Consider the following 26,476-nt stretch of genomic DNA (forward strand, 5'->3'; position numbering starts at 1 on the left):
GTGTTATCCCTCCTGTAACCGAAGAAGCAATTGCTCCATTAAAAGCTGGGGAGCGGTATTTGCGTCCAAACGACGCTTCGCATCCATCACCGCCTGGAGGTTATTTCCCAGCTTTCGTTGCGAGAGCTTCAACGCTTGATCTTGAAGCTTGTCCTCTTGGTCTATATAAACAAGCTGATTTGTTTGATCAACTTGCATCCTGATCACATCTCGATACCATATCATAATTAAATCAATACCTAGCTGGATCTCTGACTTTTCTTTGAAAAAAGGCATCCACTCTTCCTGCAGAGTGATAAATGCGTTCTTTGGACGCAAAGATACTTCATCCGTTAATTGTATCACCTTGCTCCTAGCTTGCGCAAACCAATTATCCTGACATAATTGGATTCCCTCTTCCAAATCAGAGGTTATTTGTGAAATTACTCTGGCATCTTTTTCTGGAATACTATTTTCGACTAATTTCTCAATAAATTTATCAGGAGGTAAGGGTGCAAATGAAAGAACTTGTGAGCGGGAAAGTACTGTTGGCAGAATTCTTTGCACATGGGTTGTTAACAGAATAGCTAACGCTTCCCCATCAGGTTCTTCCAGAAATTTCAGAATGCTATTCGCGGCTGCTGGAGTCATTTTTTCGGTTTCTTCCACAATGTAAAATTTCTTTCTGGACTCCATCCCTCTTAAACTAAGATCCTTTTTCAATTCTCTTATCTGATCTACTTTAATGGATGAGCCATCCGCCTGAATCAGATGAATATCCGGATGATTACCTGAATCAATCCGTTTGCAATCTCGACACTGCTGGCAAGGCTCAGCTTCCAGTTTTTCCTTACAAAAAAAAGTTTTTGCTAAAAGAACTGCAACGTTTTTTTTCCCCGTCCCACGACCACCTTCAAAAACATAGGCATGAGAGAGTCTGTTTTTCAGCACACTATTTTTCAATATTTTAGCTATGGTTGATTGTGTTTCTCCTATGTCTTCCCAAGTCTTCATGATGGATCCCTCTTCTTTCGGTCTTTACACCTAACTAAAACTTCTCAAATTGCTCAACAGGTAAGATGAATACAGTTGCCCCACCGACTTGAACTTCCACAGGATACGGTACATATGAATCCGCATTCCCGCCCATCGGCGAAATAGGTGCGACAAGCTGTTCACGCGACTCACAGTTTTCCTTGATGATTTCCAGTGCCTTGTCTACCTCAGCATCCTTCACACCAATCATAAAGGTCGTATTCCCAGCCTTTAAAAATCCCCCCGTGCTGGCAAGCTTTGTCGCCTGAAACTCTTTCTCTACAAGGGCGTCTGACAATCTGTTACTATCCTTATCTTGAATGACAGCCATAATTAATTTCATGGTATTGACCTCCCTATAAGCACTATTTGTTAAATACATAACGTATAATGTCTCTTTTAAAACTATTTGACTCCGCTTTTACCTGTATTAGTAGAAATAAGGAATCTCTTCTTTTCTTATTATAACAACAAATAATCTATTTACATTATTTCTTATGCTTCCTTCTCCAAAAAGTGCTCGATTTCCTGCAATGTTTTTTGAACGACTTCCTCTATTTCCTCTGAGGCATCTATCGTGTGAATTCTCTTGGGTTCCTTTTTCTGCAAAGCAAGATACGCTTTTCTTACTTGTTCGTGGAAAGCCATCGATTCCTGATCCAATCGATTAAACTCCCGACCACTATGTTTATTAATTCTTGCTAGTCCCACTTCCGGGGTGACATCAAAATACAACGTCATATGAGGCATCATCCCCTCTGTTGCAAACAAATTCAATTGTAATACCTCATCCACACCTATTTGGCGACCTACACCTTGGTAAACAAGACTACTGTCTATAAACCGATCGCACAAAACGATGTTTCCTAGTTCCAGTTGTGGTATGACCGTCTCCACTAAATGTTGTCTCCTAGCAGCTGCATATAGAAGTGCTTCCGTTCGGGCATCCATCTCCGTATGTTCCGGATCAAGTATAACTTCTCTCACTTTTTCAGCGATGACACTGCCTCCCGGCTCCCGCGTAGAGACGACCTCATATCCTTCTTCTTCTAGTTTTTCCTTGACTATTTTCAGAACTGTTGTCTTACCAGCTCCCTCACCACCCTCAAACGTTATAAATAAACCACGCACATCTCATTCTCCTCATTCTAAAAATATCGTTATACCATTATAAACCCAACTGTCCCCTGTTTGAAATGATGATCCCTCATTAATCAATTTCGCAAGAGTCTCTAGTTGATCTTCTCTAATACGTTCTCCAGCTAAAACTAATGGAATTCCTGGTGGATATGGTACAATCGTCTCTCCTGCTATTTTCCCTTCGCTTTCCTGCCAAGGAATCAAGACTGTTTTTCTTTCTCTCATCTCTTGATAAGAAAGTGCCAGCTCTGAAATAAGCTCTTTCGGTTGGGCTGTATTTCTACTAAGATGACCACGTTTTTTGTTTTTGACCGGAAGAATTTGCTCTAACATCGATCTCAAATTGTCTACATCTATCGCATCCGCATTTAGTGGCAGCGTAAACAACAAAAGCCCCGGAGAAACAAGCTCCGGAAATGCACCACGTGCCTTCAATTGATTTTTCCAACCTATTGCTGCATCCCGATACGGCGTCACAAAAGCAAGCTTCAACGGATCTTGCACATAATCTCCTAATTTATGGGGGGTCTGACCCCAACCATCGCCACCGCCTAGGCACTCCTTTAATTCAGCAATCTTTGCAGTTAACTGGTTCCAATCAGAAATCTCAAAAGAGGCTAAATATGCGCGCGCAACGTCTAGTGAAGCCATCAGTGGATAGGAAGGACTGCTTGATTGAAGCATCCGTAAATATAAGCGTATTTTATCGCTATTTATCCGTTCACTATTATTATGTAAAAAAGATGTCATTGTCATAGCCGGTAATGTTTTATGTGCCGACTGTACAACCAGATCAGCCCTTGCCTTCAATGAGCTCACAGGCCACGAAGGATGATCTATGATGAGATGGGCCCCGTGTGCTTCATCCACACAAACAATCATGTTTGCTTCATGCGCCGCCTGCACGTGCAGCGTTAAATCTTGGCCATACCCTTCGTAGGAAGGATTCGTTAAGAAGACAGCTTTTGCACCAGAGTACTTACTCATCGCTAGTTTGATTGTTGTCATAGACACCCCTAAAGCAATTCCAGTAGCCTCATCTCTCTCTGGTTCAAGGAAAACTGGCTTTAAACCAGCAAGCTCCATTCCATGAAATATAGATTGATGACTATTTCGTTGAACCATCACCTGATCTCCAGGCTCAGCTACACATAGCATCATCGCTAAATTACCGACCGTAGAGCCACCCACCAGAAAATGGGTAGTCTTTGAGCCGTATAATTCGGCAGCAAGCTGTTGTGCTTCGGCAATTACCCCAGTCGCATCATGAAGGTCATCCAATCCTTGAATTTCTGTTTGATCGAATGCTAGTATTTGTTCATATGCCGGTCTTGCCTTCTCTAAAAAGACTCGTCCATTTTTATGCCCAGGTACGTGGAAAGACTGAGGTCTGGAATCCTTATGTTTGTTTAATTGATCAAAAAGTGGTGTAAGTTGTTGGTCCATCGAATTCCTCTTCTCAAAATTATTCCTCCATTTATTATAACGAATCATCTAAAAATTATCTCTTGTTTTACTCATTCTCTTTGGTTAAATTGTCTAGGTCTGTATATAAAGAAATGCAGCCTTTAAGTTTACTATCCATTCTTTCAGGCATTTTTATTTTACAATAATAAACCAGAAAAAATGTCTGTATTTCTTAATAAGTTTATTACTCGATAAAACTTCCTCATGATACAAAATATATAGTTTAGGAGGTACTTTTAAATAAATATGATTAATACTAAGATGTCAAAATTCGTTGAAGTGCCATGCTGTTGTATGTGAATAAGACCTAAATTCAGAACCTATTGTGGCTGTCTTTTTTCCTTTAGCCACTTCTTAAGGAGACGGTTCAACTATCCTATACGAATTTCATAAGATAAACGCAAAGCGCCTTTTGTTTAATGCAGCGTGAGCTTTTGCCACGTCCTTTCGAGTAGCACCTCTGTAGTTGCATGTAGGTGCTACTTGAAAGGATGTGGATTTCCCTTGATATGTGTGGCGTAAAGGCAGCTGTCACCTTATACTTTCTCATAAAAAAAGAAGGTTCAACTTTGAACCTCCCCATTCCCCTCTTGACGCAGTCTATCCCGGATCTTACCCAATCGGTTTACAATAAGAGAATAACTCTGATCCTCTACATTCATCTGAACCATCTTTCTTTCACATTCTTCGCATATAAATGATCCAATTACATGAATTCCTCTTTCTTTAGCTGAGTAACATATCAAGCAGTCATTCAACTGCACATCTTCTTTTTTTAATAAATGACTCATAATTTTAGACACCTCCGCTAACAGTATGACCCATTCTTTCATACTCTAACCCTTGTAATCCATGAATCAACTGCTTTACTATATGCAATACAAGTTGTCCTTGTTCGCCTGAAATTTACGAAATACCTAAATTGGTTACGTGATTACGCTATTTAAATATAGTTTTTTATAAATTAAGATTTTACTTTTGGGGATTTAATATAGGAAGGAAAGTTAGATTTTTTTTGCTTTTTAGGTGTTTTAGTTGATGCAATGATTGAGGTTTTGTAGGTGCTACCGCCGTAGCACCTACCTCCAATATTATAGCCGCACAACCCTTTAAAACCACAAAAAAGACACTCTCCAAAGAGAATGTCTTTTCATAATTGCCCAGCGGCGTCCTACTTTCACAGGGGGAAACCCCCAACTATCATCGGCGCTGGAGAGCTTAACTTCCGTGTTCGGCATGGGAACGGGTGTGACCTCTCCGCGATCGTCACTGGACATAGTGAGTGGTCGTTGACCTCTCAAAACTGGATAACGTGATGGACTGAAAAGAATCGTTGCTTAGAGTAAAACATTTGGTTAAGTCCTCGATCGATTAGTATCTCTCAGCTCCGCATGTCGCCATGCTTCCACACGAGACCTATCTACCTCATCTTCTCTGAGGGATCTTACTCACTTACGTGATGGGAAATCTCATCTCGAGGGGGGCTTCATGCTTAGATGCTTTCAGCACTTATCCCTTCCACACGTAGCTACCCAGCGATGCTCCTGGCGGAACAACTGGTACACCAGCGGTGTGTCCATCCCGGTCCTCTCGTACTAAGGACAGCTCCTCTCAAATTTCCTGCGCCCGCGACGGATAGGGACCGAACTGTCTCACGACGTTCTGAACCCAGCTCGCGTGCCGCTTTAATGGGCGAACAGCCCAACCCTTGGGACCTACTTCAGCCCCAGGATGCGACGAGCCGACATCGAGGTGCCAAACCTCCCCGTCGATGTGGACTCTTGGGGGAGATTAGCCTGTTATCCCCAGGGTAGCTTTTATCCGTTGAGCGACGGCCCTTCCATACGGTGCCGCCGGATCACTAAGCCCGACTTTCGTCCCTGCTCGACCTGTATGTCTCGCAGTCAAGCTCCCTTATGCCTTTGCACTCTACGAATGATTTCCAACCATTCTGAGGGAACCTTTGGGCGCCTCCGTTACTCTTTAGGAGGCGACCGCCCCAGTCAAACTGCCCACCTGACACTGTTCCTGAACCGGATCACGGTCCGAGGTTAGAATGTCAAAACAGCCAGGGTAGTATCCCACCAATGCCTCCACCGAAGCTAGCGCTCCGGTTTCCAAGGCTCCTACCTATCCTGTACAAGCTGTTCCAACATCCAATATCAAGCTACAGTAAAGCTCCATGGGGTCTTTCCGTCCTGTCGCGGGTAACCAGCATCTTCACTGGTAATATAATTTCACCGGGTCTCTCGTTGAGACAGTGCCCAAATCGTTGCACCTTTCGTGCGGGTCGGAACTTACCCGACAAGGAATTTCGCTACCTTAGGACCGTTATAGTTACGGCCGCCGTTTACTGGGGCTTCAATTCAGAGCTTCTCCCTTACGGGATAACCCCTCCTCTTAACCTTCCAGCACCGGGCAGGTGTCAGCCCCTATACATCGCCTTGCGGCTTGGCAGAGACCTGTGTTTTTGATAAACAGTCGTTTGGGCCTATTCACTGCGGCTCTCTCGGGCTTGCACCCTAATAGAGCACTCCTTCTCCCGAAGTTACGGAGTCATTTTGCCGAGTTCCTTAACGAGAGTTCTCCCGCGCGTCTTAGAATTCTCATCCCGCCTACCTGTGTCGGTTTGCGGTACGGGCACCAGCTTCCTCGCTAGAGGCTTTTCTTGGCAGTGTAGGATTGGGAACTTCGGTACTAAATTTCCCTCGCGATCACAACTCAGCCTTCACGACAAGCGGATTTACCTACTTGTCAGCCTAATTGCTTCGACGCACACAACCAACGGTGCGCTTACCCTACCTTACTGCGTCCCCCCATTACTCAAACGGAAACGTGGTGGTACAGGAATTTCAACCTGTTTTCCATCGCCTACGCCTTTCGGCCTCGGCTTAGGTCCCGACTTACCCTGAGCGGACGAGCCTTCCTCAGGAAACCTTAGGCTTTCGACGGAGGGGATTCTCACCCCTCTTTTCGCTACTCATACCGGCATTCTCACTTCCAAGCGCTCCACATGTCCTTCCGGTCATGCTTCGACGCCCTTGGAACGCTCCCCTACCACAGGACACCCGAAGGTGTCTGTCCATAGCTTCGGTGATACGTTTAGCCCCGGTACATTTTCGGCGCAGAGTCACTCGACCAGTGAGCTATTACGCACTCTTTCAATGATGGCTGCTTCTAAGCCAACATCCTGGTTGTCTAAGCAACTCCACATCCTTTTCCACTTAACGTATACTTTGGGACCTTAGCTGATGGTCTGGGCTGTTTCCCTCTTGACTACGGATCTTAGCACTCGCAGTCTGACTCCCGAGGATAAGTTTTTGGCATTCGGAGTTTGACTGAATTCGGTAATCCTGTGGGGACCCCTCGTCCAATCAGTGCTCTACCTCCAAAACTCTTCCCTCGAGGCTAGCCCTAAAGCTATTTCGGGGAGAACCAGCTATTTCCGAGTTCGATTGGCATTTCACCCCTACCCACACCTCATCCCCGCACTTTTCAACGTGCGTGGGTTCGGGCCTCCATCCAGTGTTACCTGGACTTCACCCTGGACATGGGTAGATCACCCGGTTTCGGGTCTACAACCACATACTCATTCGCCCTATTCAGACTCGCTTTCGCTGCGGCTCCGCCTTTTCAGCTTAACCTTGCATGGGATCGTAACTCGCCGGTTCATTCTACAAAAGGCACGCTGTCACCCATTAACGGGCTCCAACTACTTGTAGGCACACGGTTTCAAGATCTATTTCACTCCCCTTCCGGGGTGCTTTTCACCTTTCCCTCACGGTACTGGTTCACTATCGGTCACTAGGTAGTATTTAGCCTTGGGAGATGGTCCTCCCAGTTTCCAACGGGGTTTCACGTGTCCCGCCGTACTCAGGATACACTCCGGAGGAGTCTGCATTTCGACTACAGGGCTTTTACCTTGTCTCGCGGACCTTTCCAGGTCGCTTCATCTACACAGACTCTTTGTAACTCCATATGGAATGTCCTACAACCCCAAGAGGCAAGCCTCTTGGTTTGGGCTGTTTCCGTTTCGCTCGCCGCTACTCAGGAAATCGCATTTGCTTTCTCTTCCTCTGGGTACTAAGATGTTTCAGTTCCCCAGGTCTGCCTTCTCACACTCTATGTATTCAAGTGTGGATCTTATCCCATTACGGATAAGGGGTTCCCCCATTCGGAAATCTCCGGATCAAAGCTTACTTACAGCTCCCCGAAGCATATCGGTGTTCGTCCCGTCCTTCTTCGGCTCCTAGTGCCAAGGCATTCACCGTGCGCCCTTTCTAACTTAACCATTTTTTGCGTTTGACTGCACATGACCTTTGAATGTCTTTGTCAGCTGCACTCTTCATCATCCTCACGTACCTAAGTACGTTCCGGTGACTCATCGCTTGCTTCCGCGAACTTCCAGGTCCTGCTTGCCAATACCTCCGAAGAGGTTCACAATTGGTGGCGTCTTTCTTAGCCTACATCTAAGACACTCGGTTCACTTTCTTTGAACGTATTCAAAGGGTATAACCGGTGATTCTTTTCAGTCATTTCGTTATCCAGTTTTCAAAGGACAAAGGCTTCTTTCAAAGAAAAGAAGCTTTGAGAGACTAACCTCTCAAAACTAAACAAAAAGTCCAAGACAAAGTTCGATTCAATAAGTTGAGCTTAAATGCTCCTTAGAAAGGAGGTGATCCATCCCCACCTTCCGGTAGGGATACCTTGTTACGACTTCACCCCAATCATCTGTCCCACCTTCGGCGGCTGGCTCCAAAAAGGTTACCTCACCGACTTCGGGTGTTACAAACTCTCGTGGTGTGACGGGCGGTGTGTACAAGGCCCGGGAACGTATTCACCGCGGCATGCTGATCCGCGATTACTAGCAATTCCGGCTTCATGCAGGCGAGTTGCAGCCTGCAATCCGAACTGAGAATGGCTTTATGGGATTCGCTTGACCTCGCGGTCTTGCAGCCCTTTGTACCATCCATTGTAGCACGTGTGTAGCCCAGGTCATAAGGGGCATGATGATTTGACGTCATCCCCACCTTCCTCCGGTTTATCACCGGCAGTCACCTTAGAGTGCCCAACTGAATGCTGGCAACTAAGATCAAGGGTTGCGCTCGTTGCGGGACTTAACCCAACATCTCACGACACGAGCTGACGACAACCATGCACCACCTGTCACTCTGTCCCCCGAAGGGGAAATCCCAATCTCTTGGGTGGTCAGAGGATGTCAAGACCTGGTAAGGTTCTTCGCGTTGCTTCGAATTAAACCACATGCTCCACTGCTTGTGCGGGCCCCCGTCAATTCCTTTGAGTTTCAACCTTGCGGTCGTACTCCCCAGGCGGAGTGCTTAATGTGTTAACTTCGGCACTAAGGGCATCGAAACCCCTAACACCTAGCACTCATCGTTTACGGCGTGGACTACCAGGGTATCTAATCCTGTTTGCTCCCCACGCTTTCGCACCTCAGCGTCAGTTGTAGGCCAGAAAGTCGCCTTCGCCACTGGTGTTCCTCCACATATCTACGCATTTCACCGCTACACGTGGAATTCCACTTTCCTCTCCTACACTCAAGTCCCCCAGTTTCCAATGACCCTCCACGGTTGAGCCGTGGGCTTTCACATCAGACTTAAGAGACCGCCTGCGCGCGCTTTACGCCCAATAATTCCGGACAACGCTTGCCCCCTACGTATTACCGCGGCTGCTGGCACGTAGTTAGCCGGGGCTTTCTCGTGAGGTACCGTCAAGGTGCCGCCCTATTCGAACGGCACTTGTTCTTCCCTCATAACAGAACTTTACGATCCGAAAACCTTCATCGTTCACGCGGCGTTGCACCGTCAGGCTTTCGCCCATTGCGGATGATTCCCTACTGCTGCCTCCCGTAGGAGTCTGGACCGTGTCTCAGTTCCAGTGTGGCCGATCACCCTCTCAGGTCGGCTACGCATCGTTGCCTTGGTAAGCCATTACCTTACCAACTAGCTAATGCGCCGCGGGCCCATCTCGTAGTGTGAGGATAAATCCCCACTTTTACAACAGAATCATGCGATTCCGTTGGTCATCCGGTATTAGCTCCGGTTTCCCGGAGTTATCCCAGTCTACAAGGCAGGTTGCCCACGTGTTACTCACCCGTCCGCCGCTCATTCCACAAGCGTCACCCCGAAGGGATCAGCTTGTTTCCTGCGCTCGACTTGCATGTATTAGGCACGCCGCCAGCGTTCGTCCTGAGCCAGGATCAAACTCTCCGATAAAGTATGATGACTTATCATCAAGCTTGATGTCCTAGACATCAAAACCAAACTTTCGTCTGGCGTTTGTCGAATGTTACCATTCAACGATTTGTTTCATTTGACGGGATATTTTAAAATATCCCACTTTGCTTGGCTTTTTGTTTAGTTTTCAAAGGTCATTTCCCTATCCACCAAAGTGAATAAATATTTTCTATTGTTCTAGTAAACTAGAACGTTGTAAAAACATCGTTTTAAGGCGACTAGAACATCATATCATTTTTTAATGTATAATGTCAATATCTTTTTTAAAACTTCGTCAGTAACAATCAGGAAATGTTTTGCCCGTTTCGTTAGCGACAAGTAATAATATACCACGGGCGAAAAACGAAGTCAACCATTTTACAAAAATAGTTTTAAGCCTCCAACTATCGATCTTGGATTTCTTAATTTACTACCATCATATCTAAAAAGATTAACGCTACAATACCTGGGACACCTAAGAAACCAGATACAGACGCTGTAAATAAGTTAATCGGCAAATGATATTCAAATATTCCTCCAAAAGTATTTAAGAAAAATAAAAATAACGCTCCAATTAATAGGCGAACCGCTCCAGTCCCAATCCATTTAAACGACTTAAAAGGGGCTCCCAGAATTAATAAAAGGATAATCATCGCTGCTAATAGAGTTAAAATAACTATTGGTTCCATATTTGAACACTCCTTTAGTTTTTGATACAGACCATTCTTTTTAAGACGGATTGTATATCCGACCGTGTAAAAAATGATCCGGCTCGTTCTAAAAGATATGTCCAAGCTCAAAAAATATAACCGAATTAAATATAAACTAGCAATCTTCTTCTATAGTAATACTACAACGAAGTATATCCGCTTCACATTTTATTCGTAACACTTTAATAAACGGAGGTTTTCCTAACCCTTGCTTCTCTTAATAAGAAGAAATATTTAGCTCTTTCCAATTGTGCACGACTTTCAACATAGCCGAAGTCTTCGACCGAGTGCTCCAAAAGTGATTCATGTTCATTTACTTTATCTTTAACAGACCTGAGAACGGATATAAGTTCATCATCCTTAAGACGACGAAGCTTTCGTTTTTTGCTACGCATGAGAGTTTTGCCACCCTTCCGAATTCTCTGCTCTATGCTTATTCTATAACTCTCTTCTGCCTTCTATTGCCTTAGATAAAGTAACTTCATCTGCGTACTCTAGATCTCCGCCAACTGGAAGTCCGTGAGCGATCCTCGTTACTTTAATCCCGGTTGGTTTCACAAGACGTGACATATACATAGCTGTTGCTTCCCCCTCAATATTTGGGTTTGTTGCAATAATCATTTCTTGAACAGTGTCATCCTGAAGCCGTTTTAATAGATCTGCAATATAAATATCTTCAGGACCTATCCCATCGACCGGGGAAATAGCGCCATGTAATACGTGGTATAACCCAGTGTATTCTTTCATTTTCTCCATTGCAATTACGTCTCTTGATTCCTGAACCACGCAAATCACTGTTTGATCCCTTGACTTGTCTTCACACACTCGACACGGATCCGTATCTGTAATATGGTGACAAATTGTACAATACGTCAATTCTCTTTTTGCACTCACTAATGCTTTGGCAAAATCTAAAACATCTTCTTCCCGCATATCTAAAACAAAAAAGGCCAATCTTGCTGCTGTCTTAGGTCCGATACCAGGGAGCCGCATAAAACCTTCAATTAGTTTGGAAATAGGTAATGGATACTGCATAACCTTTAATTCCTCCTTCTTCTTATATAACAATACCTTCTAACAACGACCTGGAAACATCTTTAGAAAATTCTTTAACCATAGAAAAAGACTTGGCTTGTCACCAAGTCTAAAGGGATTACTGAAATTTACATCATTCCTGGAAGGTTCATACCTTTTGTGAATTTGCCCATTTTTTCGTTAACCATTTCATCCACTTTTACCAATGCTTCATTTGTAGCTGCGAGAACGAGGTCTTCAAGCATTTCTACATCTTCGGGATCTACCGCTTCTTCATTGATTTGAATATCAAGAATTCTTTTTTCTCCGCTGATAATAACTTTAACCATACCGCCACCTGCAGTTGCTTCCATTGTTTCATCTTTCAATTGCTCTTGTGCTTTTGCCATGTCTTTTTGCATTTTCTGCATTTGCTTCATCATATTTCCCATATTTTTCATTATAAAATTCCTCCTAATTATAATTATTTGCTTTAATCTTTAATCTCGAGTAAATCTCGGCCGACTAATTTTACAGCTTCATCGATTAACTCGTTTCTTTCCTCCTGCGGCGCAGATCCATCTTCGTTTTCCGAAGAATCCTCGGAGTTTCCTGCTAGTTTTTGTTCCTTCACATACTCTTCTTTTATGTCTTCCCAATGAGCCACGAGAACGGTTAACATTGTCAGTGATCGACTCATGACTTGGGTCGATGCCTCTTCTACAATATCACGAAACTTGTCATCCACCATGGTCCGGTGCATCTCATTTCGAAATGCCAGGACAAATTTTTCATTAGAGCACGCAACTGGTTTACAATCGTTCAGCCATGCAGATGCAGGAACACTCTTCTGCTTTACTTGCTCGATCACTTGTGCCCATGCTCCATTCAGTGACTGGAGATCTTGTTTCGATGCCGTATGCAGCATTTCCTTTATCTTTCCTGCATGTACACGATTTTTACCACTTGCTGCAGCCGCTGCAGGTCGAGACTTTGTAATGCTCGGCTCCGCTGGCCGATTTCCTTGCGCACTAGCTTGAGTTCCTTGATTCTCTAAGTTCTTTATCGAAGTTTCTAGATCTGCAACTTTCTTTTGTAATGTTTGGATCGTTTCGTTTTGATCCAACTGCACATTGGAGTCAGCTCCTTGTGATGTTTTGTTTAATTGTTGCGCTGCTTGAACAACAAACATCTCTAAAAACACCTGAGGGTGACTCGCCCATTTCATTTCTTGCTGAAAGTGGTTAAGACGTTCCATCATTGCAAAAATCCATACCTCATCCAGCTCTTCAACCATCTTCTGAAATGCTTCATCTCCAGTAATACGATCTTTTGATTCATCTAGATCAGGTGCAGCCTTCACCATCAGAATGTCCCGGAATAAGAAAATCAAATCATCGATAAAACGAATTGGATCTTTTCCTTCCTTCATTAAAAGGTCAATCGCTTTTAGTCCGTCCCCTACTTCACCTAGCTTAACCGCTTCTACGACTTGGTGCAGCAGTTGATGCGATACAGCACCAATGATGGATAGTACATCATCAACTTTTACAGATTCATCGGAATAGGAGATCGCCTGGTCTAATAAACTTAAGGCATCCCTCATACCGCCATCAGAGGCCCTCGCTATTAATGGTAATGCATCTTCGTCAACGTTTATATCTGTATTATCAACTATCTCCTGCATGCGACCAATCATCGAGTGTGCGGAGATTCGTTTGAAATCAAATCGTTGGCAACGTGAAATAATTGTTAACGGAATTTTATGTGGTTCTGTGGTTGCTAAAATAAAAATCACATGTCTTGGTGGTTCTTCAAGTGTTTTTAATAAAGCATTAAATGCTCCAGTCGACAGCATATGCACTTCATCAATGATATAGACCTTGAATCTAGCCGCACTCGGAGAGAATTTCACTTTGTCACGAATATCGCGGATTTCGTCTACGCCATTGTTACTTGCCGCATCTATTTCCATCACATCGACGATCGTTCCATCCTGTATTCCTTTACACGTTGTACATTCATTACATGGTTCATCCGCTGGAGCTTGTTCACAATTAATAGCTTTCGCCACAATTTTCGCAACACTTGTTTTCCCCGTCCCACGAGGCCCAGTAAATAGATAGGCGTGAGAGAGTTTTTCCTGGAGTAATGCATTTTTCAATGTTTTCGAAATATGTTCCTGACCCACGACATCCTCTAATCGATTCGGACGCCATACTCTATATAAAGCTTGATAACTCATCTCTCTACACCATCCTCTGGGTCAAACTCTTTAATCAGACCGTTTCATTTTCATATTGACTTCACAATTATCCCAAGTGTTAACTAGAAGCGATAGCGAAGCTAAAAATATAAGCCTATTATTCCTTCTAAATTTATATATTCCAGTCATTTATTCAGTTCATACCTATTATACCGATTCATCGACCTAAATTCAAAATGAATCTCTCTTTTACTTCATTCTTTCTCAGTAAATAAAATCAGTTTCAACATCATGTGTACTTTAGCGCCTTTTATTAAATACAGTGTGAGCTTTCGCCACCCCGAGTAGCACCTATGCTTTGCCTATAGGTGCTGCTCCAAAAGAGGACGGACTTCCCTTGATGCACGATGCGTAAAGGAGCTATCATCTTATATCTTCTAACCTAACAAAAAAAACCATCCTTTATTTGGATAGTTTTTTAAAACATTTATATAAAATTAAATGTCGTGCACCTTTCTTCGATCATAGTTCCCCAAGCGTTACCTAAGCAGTTTGCTCGATTCAGGCAACTCCGCGGCACACGGAATGACCCGCTTACTGCTGCTTCCTTCCGGATCTGACAGGATTCACGAAATTCCGTTGCGCGGAACCCAAATGTCAACACCACTTACTTAGGGCAGACCAGAGAGAACTATAACCTCAGAAAGGGATTCGGCCTCGCTATAGCGGATTGCGAGTACAGGGCACCGCTACCTCCCCGCTTAGCACGACAAAGTTGATAACAATGTTAGGCGTCTGTTTTAGCGACGCAAATATTAGTATAGATGTTTTCTTACATAAATGCAATAGTAGGAACACAATCTATCATGTGATAAACACTTTAATTGTATTCTCTCTGTTTCTTTATATAGCTAGATTCTATATCTAAAGGTAGAAAGAAGCAACCGTAAACCCTTGATAGGACTGGAAAAAGAAAGTGTTCTCTTAATCTCCCCTATTTTTCCTGTTAATATTAACTTTACATAAAAAGGATTTTATTCCGTCATTTTACTACCTCGGAGGACTACTCTTATTCCTTTTTTGCTTGTTCCTCTTGCTCTTCTTTTTCCTTTAGTTTAGCTACGAGTATATGAGGTGGTGTATGCATCACATGCTCTAATGGCATGCCTAATTTCTTTGACATCATTTGTGCCGTCTCTAACGAAATTTGATTCGGTCTCATGTTGACACCTCCAATCTGTATAAAATGGACAACTTTAAACATGCTTATTTTTTTGTTCCTTTTTCTTTACTCTAATCTCACGGAAGAAGTCTTTGAGAAGAACAGCAGTTTCTTCTTCTAACACACCACTTGTTATCGCAACTTGGTGGTTAAACCTAGGTTCGTCTAATAGGTTCATTAACGTTCCACAACACCCGGCTTTTGGATCTGCCGCACCATATACTACTCTCGTTATTCTTGATTGAACGATAGCACCTGCACACATAGGGCATGGCTCTAATGTAACATACAAAGTACAACCTTCTAAACGCCAGTTTCCTTTCGCAAGACAGCCGCGTTGTATTGCGATCATTTCTGCATGTCCCGTAGATAGTTGATCTTTTTCTCTACTATTCTTACCCCTTGAAATAATCGTACTATCTTGTACTAAAACTGCACCAATCGGAACCTCGCCATTTTGCCCAGCTTTCTCAGCTTCTAAAATGGCTTCCTTCATAAATGTCTCATCCTCTTCAATCCACCTTGGTTTTACACCCATTTAAACCACCCTTTTAGCACTTATCACTTAAATAGTTACCTTTTCTTCAATGATATGTTAGTTAGCACGGTGTACAGTATATTTCAAAAGCGATACTATAAGTTACTAATTTTTTCTTTTCCACCCATATAAGGTCTAAGGACTTCAGGGATGATGACTGAACCGTCTTCTTGTTGATAGTTTTCTAAAATTGCAGCCACCGTTCTTCCAATTGCAAGACCTGATCCATTTAACGTATGGAGAAACTCGGCTTTTCCTTTCTTTTCCCTTTTAAAACGAATGTTTGCTCTTCGTGCCTGAAAAGATTCAAAATTACTGCAAGATGAAATTTCACGATAAGCATCGTTACTTGGAATCCACACTTCAATATCATACTTTTTGGCAGCCGTGAATCCTAGGTCACCTGTACACATATTCAAGACACGGTATGGCAAGTTCAGCAATTGTAATACCTTCTCTGCATGGCTAGCGATTTTCTCTAAATGATCATAAGAATCTTCTGGTTTCACGAAGTGTACAAGCTCTACTTTATTAAACTGATGCTGACGAATTAATCCTCTAGTATCTCTTCCTGCAGAGCCAGCCTCAGATCGGAAACAGGCACTGTAAGCCACGTATTGCATAGGCAGTTCCTCGATACTTACAATTTCATCTCGATGCATATTCGTTACTGGAACTTCTGCAGTGGGAATAAGGAAATAGTCTTCTTCCCTAATTTTAAAAGCATCTTCCTCAAACTTCGGTAATTGGCCTGTTCCTGTCATACTTTCACGGTTCACCATATAAGGTGGCATGATTTCAGTATATCCATGTTCGTCTTCATGCAAATCCATCATGAAATTGATTAACGCTCTTTCCAATCGAGCACCCATTCCTTTATATATAACAAAACGACTTCCCGTTACTTTGGCAGCTCGTTCAAAATCCAACATACCTAAATCTTTACCTAGGTCCCAATGAGCCTGAGCTTCAAATTCAAATTTAGGAATCTCCCCCCATTTTCTTACTTCTTCGTTTTCTTCCTCATCAGCACCTATAGGAGCACTCTCATGTGGCAAATTAGGAATAGTTAATAATAGATAATGCAACTCCTCATCAACTAGACGAAGTTCCTCGTCAAGCTGCTTCACTCTTGCAGAAACCTTTTGCATTTGTTCGATTATTTCACTTGCATCTTTCTTTTCTCGTTTCATTTGAGATATTTCCTGGGAAACTTTATTCCTTTGGCTCTTCAGTTCTTCTACTTCTTGAATAACATCCCTTCGCTTTTGGTCCAAATCACCAAATCGATCTAATGCTGAGATATCTTCATTTCTATGAGAAAGTTTTCGTTTTACCTCCGCAAAATCATTCCTTAAAAGCTTTGCATCTAACATATTAAATACGCCTCCTTCATTTTGGTAACCCTTGTTTTAGAATATAAGAAAAACGCATAGCGTCTTTTATTAAATACAGCGTGAGTTTACGCCACCCTTGATATGACAATACAAAAAAACTCCCGTCCCTGAATATAATATTCAGGGACGGGAGTTACCCGCGTTGCCACCCTGGTTGAGAGAAACAGATCCTGTTTCCGCACCACCTTGGTCTCGATATCGGTGAGAACCGAATTAACCTACATATAAGTTCAGCTAATTTGCTCCAGGATGGATTCACGGATCATTACCACCGGTTTTCAGCAACCACCGGCTCTCTGAAGGCAATGTATTCCATTACTATTTCCTATCTTTGCTCAGTATAAGATTATTCTTATCATAACCGATGTTTTTAGTAATTATCAAGCATGGATACGAGATTCTCTAACCATTTTAACAAAATATTGATGCATACGATAATCATCCGTTAATTCTGGGTGAAACGAGCAAGCTAGAAATGGTCCTGATTGAGCGGCTACAATGTCACCATTATGCCTGGCCAAGACCTGAACATTTTCACCCACAGTTTTGATAATCGGTGCGCGAATAAATACTCCTTGAACATCATCACCAATGGAATCCATTTTCAGAAGCGCCTCAAAACTTTCCCGTTGGCGGCCAAAAGCATTCCGTTCGACAACCATATCCATTACAGATAAATGCGGCTCCATTTGGCCAACTATTTCATTAGCCATAAGAATGGCACCGGCACACGTACCAAATATCGGCTTTTTTTGCTTGGCAAAATCTTTTAACGGCTCATAAAATCCATAAAGATTGATGAGTCTGCGCATCGTTGTACTTTCTCCACCAGGGAAAACTAAGCCTTCGATTTCTTTTAATTGTTCCACTTTTTTTATAATAATAATATTCACGTCAGGTGCCTCTAGTGCCTTGACGTGCTCTCTCACTGCGCCTTGAAGCGCTAATACACCTATGTTAATCATGATGTTTTCACACCTCTTCTTTCATAAAACGCTGTTAAGCGTCAGTCAGTTTACCAACCTCGTTCTTGCATACGGTCCTTAGCTTCGATCGATGAAATTTCGATTCCTTTCATCGCTGGACCAAGATTTTTCGAAAGCTTTGCAATCAACGCATAATCTTGATAATGAGTCGTAGCTTCTACTATCGCCTTTGCAAACTTTGCAGGATTTTCTGACTTGAAAATACCTGATCCAACAAAGACACCATCGGATCCTAGCTGCATCATTAACGCTGCATCGGCAGGAGTCGCAATTCCACCTGCTGCAAAGTTTACAACTGGTAAACGACCGCTTCGTTTAATTTCTAAGAGTACCTCATAAGGAGCCCCTAAATTTTTTGCTTCAGTCATAAGTTCATCTTCAGACATACCTACTACTTTTCTCACTTGCGCTTGCATTAAACGTTGATGACGAACTGCTTCAACGATGTTCCCTGTACCGGGTTCACCTTTCGTACGAAGCATGGACGCTCCTTCTGCGATTCGGCGAGTAGCCTCTCCTAAGTCACGGGCACCACATACAAAAGGTACAGTGTAGTCGCGTTTATTCAAGTGGTACACTTCATCGGCCGGTGTTAAAACTTCACTTTCGTCGATATAGTCCACACCTAACGCCTCTAAAATGCGTGCTTCAACAATATGTCCAATACGTGCTTTCGCCATAACTGGAATGGAAACAGCATTTTGAATTGCTTCGGTAATTGATGGGTCAGCCATACGAGCCACGCCACCCGCTGCACGAATATCAGAAGGAACGCGTTCAAGAGCCATAACAGCTACTGCCCCTGCTTCCTCAGCTATTTTAGCTTGTTCTGCGTTCACCACATCCATGATGACGCCGCCTTTTTGCATTTCTGCCATTCCACGTTTAACGCGATCAGTACCTACTTGCTTTTCCATGATGATCCCCCTTATAAAATACACAATTATTTTTCATAATTGCTTATAGTTTGTTTATCAAAACATTCATTCATACCATTATAACGAAAAAACCGAGTATGTGGATAGTAATACCTCAAAAAACTAGAAAATAATTCTAATCACGACATTCTATCGAATAAAAAAAGTCATTAACTAGAAATTACAGCGTCCTATAACCACCCTTTAACGGTATCAACAACGGATGTCCAAAGGCCGGAGAAAAAATCACCAATACCTTTGAACATTAATGTAAACCATCCAGAGCGTTCCACTTCTTCTGTTGCAACGATATCTACTGTTCTTGCCTCAAGTTCTTCACCAAATAAGTATTCTTCTTCTTGCTCTCCGTTATAATTAATCACAAGTTGTCCAACTACTTGCCCTTCTTCAATTGGTGCTTCGAGCTCTCCATCCTCGTTTAACTGTTCCTCATCCAACTCTACAGTGTATGAGTAGGCTTCTTCATCATCTTTATGGGTGAGAAGCGAAACAGCTTCCGTGGAAACAATCTCTACTTGATCTTTTTGACCTTTTGTCACAGGCAGGGATTCATACCCATCCAATGTCATATTTTCAGGGAAAACTTCTTGGATAGAAAAATTATTAAATCCCCACTCCATAAGTTTTTTTGTTTCGTTAAAGCGGTGACCTTCTGAATCTGCTTTCATCACGACAGTAATAAGACGCTGATCTTCTTTTTCTGCCGTTCCAGTAAACGTGTAACCAGCTCCATCTGTAAATCCTGTTTTTAAACCATCGACGTATTCATAGTCTAGATCTGAATACTGTGTGCCTTCAAGCATCCAATTCCAGTTTTGCATGACTATTTCATCAGCTGTACCTTCCCGAAATGTCTTTTCGGCAATCCCGGCTGTATCTAATACTTCCGGATAATCATTCACTAAATGATAACCCAGTGTCGCAGCAGCTTTTGCTGACATATAGTTATCTTCTGTTTCGCCAGTTCCTTCAGGATGATTGCCTTCTAATAAGCGGTTAGGGAGTCCAGTCGAGTTAACGAATTGGAAATCCCCTAGTTCGGCCTCGAAAATCTCTGCTAGATTATCCATGCCATATTCTTCGCCTGCATCACGTAGAAGCGTTCCTAATCCTAACTCTTCTCCTTTAGCATTCATCATTTTCACAAATTCACCTTCTGAACCAGCAATTAATTCCGCTAAAGCCATGGCAGAAGCATTGGCTGAATATATCGCAACTGATTCGTACAGGTCCAGTACGGAGTATTCTTCATCTACATTTAAAGGTACATTTGAAAGACTTCTGTCATGGGATAATTCTGCTAAATAATCATTAATAGGAACTGTATCTTCCCAACTGATATCTCCATTATTAATTGCTTCTAAAATCAAATATTCACTCATCATTTTTGTCATACTAGCTGGAGGCATCGGGTTATCCACATTTTGCTGATGTAGTATTCTTCCTGTTTCTCCATCAACAAGAATAACCGTGTCTACTGAAGCCTCAAAAGAAGCTTCGCCAGTCCCCGTGAAACTGAATACACTAGCGATTGAAAACATAAAAATTAAACTCCACATACTGATCTTTCTTACCATCCCATACATCCTCTCTTCTCTCCCTCTTATCTATAAAACACATTGTATCGTGATGTTTTTCTCTATACGGAAAAATTCCTCTGAAATCAACGACCAAACGTCATTTTACCATAACTAAATAAAAAAAAATAGATAGGAGAGACCCCTATCTATCGGATTATTTTTATGAATAATTTGGTGATTCCTTCGTTATTTGTACATCATGAGGATGACTTTCACGAAGACCCGCACCTGTTATCCGTATAAACTCCGTATCCTCTCGCAGGGAATCGATTGTAGCTGTGCCACAATAACCCATTCCTGCTCGTATTCCACCAACAAGCTGATGCATCGTATCCTGTAAAGGTCCCTTATAAGGAATTCGTCCTTCTATTCCTTCAGGTACTAATTTTTGTTCGTTTTCTTGGAAATAACGATCTTTACTTCCTTTTTCCATCGCACCTAATGAACCCATACCACGGTATACTTTAAACTGACGACCTTGGAATATTTCTCTTTCACCAGGACTTTCCGTAACACCAGCAAGTATACTTCCAAGCATTACCGCATGTGCTCCAGCACCAATTGCTTTTGCAATTTCTCCTGAGTATTTAATACCCCCATCAGCAATAATTGGGATGCCGTGCTTCCTTGCTTCCGTGGCACAGTCGTAAATTGCCGTAATTTGCGGAACACCAATACCAGCAACGATTCGTGTCGTACAGATTGATCCAGGACCAATACCTACTTTGACGATGTTTGCACCTGCTTCAATAAGGTCTCGGGTTGCTTCCGCCGTCGCAACGTTACCGGCCATGATATTCAAGTTTGGATATTTCGCTCTGACTTCCCGAACTTTTTCAATAACTCCTCTTGAATGACCATGAGCTGTATCAATGACAAGCAGATCTAATTCAGATTCTACTAATGCTTTTATACGTGCATCTGCATCAGCTCCAACTCCAACTGCTGCACCGACTAGAAGTCTTCCTGCAGAATCCTTCGAGGAATTTGGAAATTCAATGGCCTTTTCTATATCTTTAATCGTAATCAAACCTTTAAGCTGTCCATTATCATCCACTAATGGTAACTTTTCAATTCTGTGCTTTTGAAGTACTTTTTGCGCTTCTTTCAAGGTTGTCCCTACTGGCGCAGTCACTAAACCTTCACTTGTCATCACTTCTTTTATAGGAATGGAGTAATCCTCGATAAAACGAAGGTCTCGGTTCGTTATAATTCCGACAAGTTTTTTATTTTCATCTGCGATAGGTACACCGGAGATACGATACTTCCCCATCAAATGCTCCGCATCAAAAACTTGGTGATCCTCTGTTAAATGAAAAGGATTTGTGATAACGCCACTTTCAGACCTTTTAACGCGGTCAATTTGCTCTGCTTGCTCTTCTATGGTCATGTTTTTATGAATAACACCAAGACCACCTTCTCTTGCCATGGCAATTGCCATGCTCGCTTCTGTCACCGTATCCATTCCTGCACTCATAATCGGTACATTTAAAGTAATTGAATCAGATAACTTTGTTTTTACAGAAACATCTCTCGGTAGTACATTTGACTGAGCTGGAGTTAGCAGTACATCATCAAATGTTAACCCTTCCTTGGCAAATTTATTTTCCCACATCGTATCCATTCCCCTTTCACCTTATCGCAAAATATTATTAGTAGATTAACAATAGGATAAACTACTGTCAAGACAAGCATCATTGTTTAACTATTCAAACAACTCAATCCTTTGAAAGGAGTATGTTTTAATGACAAGTCCTTCCTTTAAAAAAGTGTTCCAATCTTCTTCCTTCACACAACATTATCTACAGGATAACTATGAACGACTTGGTATCGTCAAGTCAAAAGAGACTGCTTATGAAAATTGCTATTCCGTGATCTATTATATCAAAATGGGGAATCATTTCTTTGATGATGGTAGTAAGTCTTCTCTTGCCATACAACCAGTACTCTTATTTTATGGATTATGTCACTGGTTGAAAGCGGCTGTTCTTACTGTAGATCCTACTTATCCAGCAAATTCTCAGGTACTTTCTCATGGCTTGTCTACCCGTAAAAGAAAAAAGAAAGGATATTATTTTCTTCAAGACGAAGTTCGCATTCAAAAAGAAGGCCTTTTTCCGTTTCTCTCCGAAAAATTGTTTCATGTGAAACAATTTTCTGGCGAAAAACTCTCTATGCGACAATTAATGTATGGAATTTCTGAACTTGAAGATCTTTTAGAACAACTTTTCCCTAAAAAAATTCACCCTCCTACTCAGCACAATGTACTTAATAAGAATGAAACCTTAAAAATGCTTAGTGCTACTAGTAACAACGAACTGCCGCAAATATTAACTTATTATGCTTTATTGTATCAGTTAAGTATGATTTGTCGATACGAAACCGAGTGGTGGGGAGAACTTTTATATTCTTTTTCTTCAAATGACCTACCTTTAATCGAACAGTTTTTGTCTATCAGCACAGATAAATGTCCCATTCTGCTTGAAAACTTCTTTTTTTCAACAGAAATATAGATAAATCAATTCTATACTTCATCGGTTGAAAAAAAATTCTATTCAGCTTCGTGGACTGCATCCACGTTGAAAAGTTAATTTTTTAAGAGACCCCAAAACAGTACAATTCATCTAAAAGGGCATTTCGAGAACTCAGTTGAATAATCTCATTGTAATGTTGAAGGGATTCTAATTGATTAAAATGTAGGATATAAAAAATGCGAATCTATTTACATTTAAATCCAGCGTGCTTTCGCCGCCCTGAGTAGCACCTCTGTATTGCGTTTAGGTGCTAATCGAAAAGAGCGTGGGTTTACCTTGCTTTGATACGTGCGGCGTAAAGAGAGCTATCATCTGTTAATAAACAATGATTTTATTACAAAATTTTAGTATAGAACTCTCTCATTTTTAAAAATAAAAATGAGGGATTTCCTTCCATCTGATTTAGTATTCTAATTAAGTTTATATTTAGAAAAACACTCCTTTTTTCACGCTTTAAAACTATAGGCCCATAATTATAAAGGCCATCCAGATATAATATTCAAAGAAATCGATAAAATAGTATTCTAAAGGAATACTGAAAAACTTAAATTAATTATTTTGGCATTTGGTACAATCAAAGAAAAAATATTAATAATTGAGATGTTATCGCTACAAAAATCAATGCAAAAGGATATGCAGCGGCATATGCAATCGATGCATCCTCTACATCTGTAAGTTGATTCACAGCCCCTAAACCTGGAGTACTCGTTAATCCTCCACAAATAGCACCAAGAGAATGAATCATACTTAGACGAAAGACTTTCCGAGCTATAAAAAACCCGATACGATCAGAACAACTGTTATAATTGCCCCACTTAAGACGAGACTAATTCCCTCGTTAAGAACTACCTCCACCAAACCTTGCCCCGCTGTGGTTCCTGCTCCAGCTAAAAAGAGAACGAGTCCAATATCACGGATTACAATATTCGACGGTTGAAAGAAACGGGCACGAATTGGACCTAATTTTCCGAAATGACCTATAATAAGTGCTACAAATAATGGTCCTCCTGCGACGCCTAAAGTAATTGTTCCTAAACTCGGTATATGAATAGGAACCATACCAGCTATAATTCCAATCAAAAGAATTAAACTTAATGAAAAAATGTGCACGTTAGTCGCCATGAATGTTCTTTTATTAAAAAGTCTTTCCACATCGTTTAAACGGTCCTCACTACTCACAAGACTAATAATATCTCCTCGTTCAAACCGCCATTTTGAATTTTGATTAAATTCAAAACCCCCACGTTCAATTCTAGTTACCGTAACGCCATAAATCCTTCTTAAATCAAGTTCTCTTAGGCTTTTTTCCAAACATATCCTCTGAATTTACGATCACTTTGCGCAACTTCACATGATCAGAGTTTTTAAATTCAGTATTTACCTCTTTACCGACATCCTTACAGAAAGCATCCAGATTGATTCTTATTCCAACAGCGACTAAACGATCTCCTTTTAAAATTACCGTATCATTTAAAGCAATGATATTTCGATCACCACGAATAACACGACTAATTACTACTGACTTATATTTATTAAATTTCAGTTCTTTCAAAGTTCGTTTATTAAACGAATTATTTCTAACTTCTACCGTGATTACTTCGGGTGATCCATCTATTTGAACTGGATTAGCCATTTTCTTTAAGTCTTTTTCCAAGTCGACTTTTAAAACTCTAGGTAATAGTTGCACAAACAATACCACTGCAACAACTCCAAAAGGATAAGCAATTCCTTACCCCACAGAAGCTAGGGGATCATTAGTCGCCTGTAAAGCTGCCGCTAAACCCGGTGTACTAGTGAGTACTCCTGTCATGAGTCCTATACTGAGGGCTGGAGATAAACTAAAAAAATTCGCCACTGCAACTGTAGTAATCGACGCAATTAATACAATAAATAAAGCAATAATACCAAAAATAATCCCACTCGTTCGCAACATTCTAAAAAAACGAGGTCCTGCTTGTAATCCTACTGCTACGATAAATAAACTTAAACCTAAGTTTTGAACAGTAGCTGAAATCTCATAGCCAAAGTGACCAAAAAACATCGCTGCAAGCAACACCCCCTATGTACCCAAGCTCAATCCTTTCAGTTTTACTTGCCCAACCATCGAACCTATGAATAATATAATAAATAACAAAAATAATGGTTCATCTAATAACGAGTAGAATAACTCCATCACTAATTCCCCCATTTAATTTTACTAGAAGAAAACTCTTTACTCATTATAGCTAATTTTGTTATGTTTAAGTATAACTTTGCTCATTAATTCACAAATATTTCTTTTTTATTCTAAGTAAGAAGAAATACAATTTTAGTATGCTCGTTAGTGCTAACTCAGTCGGTAACATTTCTTGTTTTGACCCAAGACTGAAATACATTTAGGGAATATTATTTAATAATTTCTTGCTTGAAAAGGGCATATTGAGTCAATCCCGCTAACATAATACGTTAACTTCACACGATTTGATTGTTCAATAGTATTAAACGTCAAGGATAACCCTACTCGCCGCCGAAACCTCCATGCTTCCGGTTTCTTCCGGCTACGATTGTAGCACCTACTTCAAAAAGTGCTTTTCAATCTCCCTTATTCTCACTCATACTCTTGGTTTCTACCTGCTACGTTTGTAGGTGCTACCGCCGTAGTACCTACTTCAAAAAGTGCTTTTATCTCCCTTATTCTCACTCATACTCTTGGTTTCTACCTGCTACGTTTGTAGGTGCTACCACCGTAGCACCTACCTTGAAAAGAGCTTTTCAAACTCTCTTATTCTTACTCATACTCTTGGTTTCTACCTGATCCATTTGTAGGTGCTACCACCGTAGCACCTACCTCCAATATTATAGCCGCACAACCCTTTAAAACCATAAAAAAGACACTCTCCAAAGAGAATGTCTTTTCATAATTGCCCAGCGGCGTCCTACTTTCACAGGGGGAAACCCCCAACTATCATCGGCGCTGGAGAGCTTAACTTCCGTGTTCGGCATGGGAACGGGTGTGACCTCTCCGCGATCGTCACTGGACATAGTGAGTGGTCGTTGACCTCTCAAAACTGGATAACGTGATGGACTGAAAAGAATCGTTGCTTAGAGTAAAACATTTGGTTAAGTCCTCGATCGATTAGTATCTCTCAGCTCCGCATGTCGCCATGCTTCCACACGAGACCTATCTACCTCATCTTCTCTGAGGGATCTTACTCACTTACGTGATGGGAAATCTCATCTCGAGGGGGGCTTCATGCTTAGATGCTTTCAGCACTTATCCCTTCCACACGTAGCTACCCAGCGATGCTCCTGGCGGAACAACTGGTACACCAGCGGTGTGTCCATCCCGGTCCTCTCGTACTAAGGACAGCTCCTCTCAAATTTCCTGCGCCCGCGACGGATAGGGACCGAACTGTCTCACGACGTTCTGAACCCAGCTCGCGTGCCGCTTTAATGGGCGAACAGCCCAACCCTTGGGACCTACTTCAGCCCCAGGATGCGACGAGCCGTAATAA

The 26,476-nt window shown here is 41.8% G+C and carries 20 protein-coding genes, 4 rRNA genes, 1 other RNA gene, 1 pseudogene and 1 other annotated feature; of the genes and pseudogenes, 1 reads left to right on the forward strand and 25 read right to left on the reverse strand.

Features of this window, described 5'->3' with window-relative positions:
* Positions 1-3: 3 nt before the first annotated feature.
* The 21 genes from holB to guaB all read right to left on the reverse strand — a co-directional run bounded on the left by holB (position 4) and on the right by guaB (position 22,063).
* Complete coding sequence (holB, locus tag CEF18_RS18820) at positions 4-993, reverse strand: DNA polymerase III subunit delta' (protein ID WP_110938063.1); 990 nt, start codon at positions 991-993, stop codon at positions 4-6.
* A 34-nt stretch (positions 994-1,027) separates the two neighbouring features.
* A complete protein-coding gene (locus CEF18_RS18825) occupies positions 1,028-1,357 on the reverse strand; it encodes a cyclic-di-AMP receptor (protein WP_110938064.1) in 330 nt (109 codons plus the stop codon).
* 152 nt (positions 1,358-1,509) lie between these two features.
* On the reverse strand, positions 1,510-2,145 hold the full coding sequence (gene tmk / locus CEF18_RS18830; protein ID WP_110938065.1) for a dTMP kinase: 636 nt from the start codon (positions 2,143-2,145) through the stop codon (positions 1,510-1,512).
* A gap of 12 nt (positions 2,146-2,157) precedes the next feature.
* Positions 2,158-3,600, reverse strand: coding sequence for an aminotransferase class I/II-fold pyridoxal phosphate-dependent enzyme (locus tag CEF18_RS18835; protein ID WP_183041213.1), 1,443 nt, complete (start codon positions 3,598-3,600; stop codon positions 2,158-2,160).
* Between the two features lie 584 nt (positions 3,601-4,184).
* Positions 4,185-4,412 (reverse strand): sigma factor G inhibitor Gin, encoded by a 228-nt coding sequence (locus tag CEF18_RS18840; protein ID WP_110938807.1) that lies wholly within the window; start codon positions 4,410-4,412, stop codon positions 4,185-4,187.
* Between the two features lie 367 nt (positions 4,413-4,779).
* A 5S ribosomal RNA gene (gene rrf / locus CEF18_RS18845) occupies positions 4,780-4,895 on the reverse strand.
* A gap of 77 nt (positions 4,896-4,972) precedes the next feature.
* Positions 4,973-7,912, reverse strand: a 23S ribosomal RNA gene (locus CEF18_RS18850).
* 377 nt (positions 7,913-8,289) lie between these two features.
* Positions 8,290-9,857: ribosomal RNA gene (locus CEF18_RS18855) — 16S ribosomal RNA — on the reverse strand.
* The 16S, 23S and 5S rRNA genes sit together here, the layout of an rRNA operon.
* Before the next feature lie 422 nt (positions 9,858-10,279).
* Entirely contained in the window at positions 10,280-10,546 is a 267-nt protein-coding gene (locus tag CEF18_RS18860; protein ID WP_110938067.1) for a pro-sigmaK processing inhibitor BofA family protein, read from the reverse strand.
* A gap of 203 nt (positions 10,547-10,749) precedes the next feature.
* Entirely contained in the window at positions 10,750-10,962 is a 213-nt protein-coding gene (locus CEF18_RS18865; protein WP_110938068.1) for a YaaL family protein, read from the reverse strand.
* A 43-nt stretch (positions 10,963-11,005) separates the two neighbouring features.
* The gene (gene recR / locus CEF18_RS18870; RefSeq protein WP_110938069.1) at positions 11,006-11,602 is read right to left on the reverse strand and encodes a recombination mediator RecR; all 597 of its coding nucleotides are present in this window, start codon (positions 11,600-11,602) and stop codon (positions 11,006-11,008) included.
* Between the two features lie 128 nt (positions 11,603-11,730).
* Positions 11,731-12,042, reverse strand: a complete 312-nt coding sequence (locus tag CEF18_RS18875) for a YbaB/EbfC family nucleoid-associated protein (protein WP_110938070.1) — start codon at positions 12,040-12,042, stop codon at positions 11,731-11,733.
* A gap of 32 nt (positions 12,043-12,074) precedes the next feature.
* The gene (gene dnaX, locus CEF18_RS18880) at positions 12,075-13,826 is read right to left on the reverse strand and encodes a DNA polymerase III subunit gamma/tau (RefSeq protein ID WP_110938071.1); all 1,752 of its coding nucleotides are present in this window, start codon (positions 13,824-13,826) and stop codon (positions 12,075-12,077) included.
* Between the two features lie 465 nt (positions 13,827-14,291).
* Positions 14,292-14,557: signal recognition particle sRNA large type (gene ffs / locus CEF18_RS18885), an RNA gene on the reverse strand.
* Between the two features lie 299 nt (positions 14,558-14,856).
* A complete protein-coding gene (locus CEF18_RS18890; RefSeq protein ID WP_110938072.1) occupies positions 14,857-15,009 on the reverse strand; it encodes a YycC family protein in 153 nt (50 codons plus the stop codon).
* A gap of 34 nt (positions 15,010-15,043) precedes the next feature.
* Entirely contained in the window at positions 15,044-15,547 is a 504-nt protein-coding gene (gene tadA, locus CEF18_RS18895; RefSeq protein WP_110938073.1) for a tRNA adenosine(34) deaminase TadA, read from the reverse strand.
* 95 nt (positions 15,548-15,642) lie between these two features.
* Positions 15,643-16,923, reverse strand: a complete 1,281-nt coding sequence (serS, locus tag CEF18_RS18900) for a serine--tRNA ligase (RefSeq protein ID WP_110938074.1) — start codon at positions 16,921-16,923, stop codon at positions 15,643-15,645.
* Between the two features lie 140 nt (positions 16,924-17,063).
* Positions 17,064-17,285, reverse strand: a binding site (T-box leader).
* 39 nt (positions 17,286-17,324) lie between these two features.
* Positions 17,325-17,909, reverse strand: a complete 585-nt coding sequence (gene pdxT / locus CEF18_RS18905; RefSeq protein WP_110938075.1) for a pyridoxal 5'-phosphate synthase glutaminase subunit PdxT — start codon at positions 17,907-17,909, stop codon at positions 17,325-17,327.
* A 50-nt stretch (positions 17,910-17,959) separates the two neighbouring features.
* Positions 17,960-18,847: a pyridoxal 5'-phosphate synthase lyase subunit PdxS gene (pdxS, locus tag CEF18_RS18910; RefSeq protein ID WP_110938076.1), complete on the reverse strand. Its 888-nt coding sequence runs from the start codon at positions 18,845-18,847 to the stop codon at positions 17,960-17,962.
* Between the two features lie 191 nt (positions 18,848-19,038).
* Positions 19,039-20,445, reverse strand: a complete 1,407-nt coding sequence (locus tag CEF18_RS18915) for a D-alanyl-D-alanine carboxypeptidase family protein (protein WP_110938808.1) — start codon at positions 20,443-20,445, stop codon at positions 19,039-19,041.
* A 163-nt stretch (positions 20,446-20,608) separates the two neighbouring features.
* Positions 20,609-22,063 carry an IMP dehydrogenase gene (gene guaB, locus CEF18_RS18920; protein ID WP_110938809.1) on the reverse strand — a complete coding sequence of 485 codons (1,455 nt, stop codon included), beginning with the start codon at positions 22,061-22,063 and terminating at the stop codon, positions 20,609-20,611.
* Positions 22,064-22,193: 130 nt separating this feature from the next.
* Here guaB and CEF18_RS18925 point away from each other — a divergent pair, with 130 nt between their 5' ends.
* Positions 22,194-22,961 (forward strand): YaaC family protein, encoded by a 768-nt coding sequence (locus CEF18_RS18925; RefSeq protein ID WP_110938077.1) that lies wholly within the window; start codon positions 22,194-22,196, stop codon positions 22,959-22,961.
* A gap of 595 nt (positions 22,962-23,556) precedes the next feature.
* Here the strand turns inward: CEF18_RS18925 and CEF18_RS26595 are convergent.
* From CEF18_RS26595 to rrf (CEF18_RS18935), 4 genes and pseudogenes are all read right to left on the reverse strand, one after another.
* Positions 23,557-24,293, reverse strand: a pseudogene (locus CEF18_RS26595) (aspartate-alanine antiporter-like transporter).
* Entirely contained in the window at positions 24,268-24,681 is a 414-nt protein-coding gene (locus CEF18_RS26600) for a TrkA C-terminal domain-containing protein (protein ID WP_223292403.1), read from the reverse strand. The pseudogene CEF18_RS26595 and the gene CEF18_RS26600 overlap by 26 nt, the downstream one beginning before the upstream one ends.
* 30 nt (positions 24,682-24,711) lie before the next feature.
* Complete coding sequence (locus CEF18_RS26605) at positions 24,712-25,035, reverse strand: aspartate-alanine antiporter-like transporter (protein ID WP_263053815.1); 324 nt, start codon at positions 25,033-25,035, stop codon at positions 24,712-24,714.
* Positions 25,036-25,884: 849 nt separating this feature from the next.
* A 5S ribosomal RNA gene (gene rrf, locus CEF18_RS18935) occupies positions 25,885-26,000 on the reverse strand.
* Positions 26,001-26,476: the final 476 nt, after the last annotated feature.

Origin of the sequence: Salipaludibacillus neizhouensis, assembly GCF_002886185.1 — a bacterium.
Lineage (GTDB): Bacteria > Bacillota > Bacilli > Bacillales > Salisediminibacteriaceae > Salipaludibacillus > Salipaludibacillus neizhouensis.

Bases quoted from the DNA above. Each gene is read 5' to 3' on its own strand.
- holB (WP_110938063.1), bottom strand. From the start codon at position 993: ATGAAGACTTGGGAAGACATAGGAGAAACACAATCAACCATAGCTAAA.
- CEF18_RS18825 (WP_110938064.1), bottom strand. From the start codon at position 1,357: ATGAAATTAATTATGGCTGTCATTCAAGATAAGGATAGTAACAGATTG.
- CEF18_RS18835 (WP_183041213.1), bottom strand. From the start codon at position 3,600: ATGGACCAACAACTTACACCACTTTTTGATCAATTAAACAAACATAAG.
- CEF18_RS18840 (WP_110938807.1), bottom strand. From the start codon at position 4,412: ATGAGTCATTTATTAAAAAAAGAAGATGTGCAGTTGAATGACTGCTTG.
- CEF18_RS18860 (WP_110938067.1), bottom strand. From the start codon at position 10,546: ATGGAACCAATAGTTATTTTAACTCTATTAGCAGCGATGATTATCCTT.
- CEF18_RS18865 (WP_110938068.1), bottom strand. From the start codon at position 10,962: ATGCGTAGCAAAAAACGAAAGCTTCGTCGTCTTAAGGATGATGAACTT.
- recR (WP_110938069.1), bottom strand. From the start codon at position 11,602: ATGCAGTATCCATTACCTATTTCCAAACTAATTGAAGGTTTTATGCGG.
- CEF18_RS18875 (WP_110938070.1), bottom strand. From the start codon at position 12,042: ATGAAAAATATGGGAAATATGATGAAGCAAATGCAGAAAATGCAAAAA.
- dnaX (WP_110938071.1), bottom strand. From the start codon at position 13,826: ATGAGTTATCAAGCTTTATATAGAGTATGGCGTCCGAATCGATTAGAG.
- CEF18_RS18890 (WP_110938072.1), bottom strand. From the start codon at position 15,009: ATGAGACCGAATCAAATTTCGTTAGAGACGGCACAAATGATGTCAAAG.
- tadA (WP_110938073.1), bottom strand. From the start codon at position 15,547: ATGGGTGTAAAACCAAGGTGGATTGAAGAGGATGAGACATTTATGAAG.
- serS (WP_110938074.1), bottom strand. From the start codon at position 16,923: ATGTTAGATGCAAAGCTTTTAAGGAATGATTTTGCGGAGGTAAAACGA.
- pdxT (WP_110938075.1), bottom strand. From the start codon at position 17,909: ATGATTAACATAGGTGTATTAGCGCTTCAAGGCGCAGTGAGAGAGCAC.
- pdxS (WP_110938076.1), bottom strand. From the start codon at position 18,847: ATGGAAAAGCAAGTAGGTACTGATCGCGTTAAACGTGGAATGGCAGAA.
- CEF18_RS18915 (WP_110938808.1), bottom strand. From the start codon at position 20,445: ATGGTAAGAAAGATCAGTATGTGGAGTTTAATTTTTATGTTTTCAATC.
- guaB (WP_110938809.1), bottom strand. From the start codon at position 22,063: ATGTGGGAAAATAAATTTGCCAAGGAAGGGTTAACATTTGATGATGTA.
- CEF18_RS18925 (WP_110938077.1), top strand. From the start codon at position 22,194: ATGACAAGTCCTTCCTTTAAAAAAGTGTTCCAATCTTCTTCCTTCACA.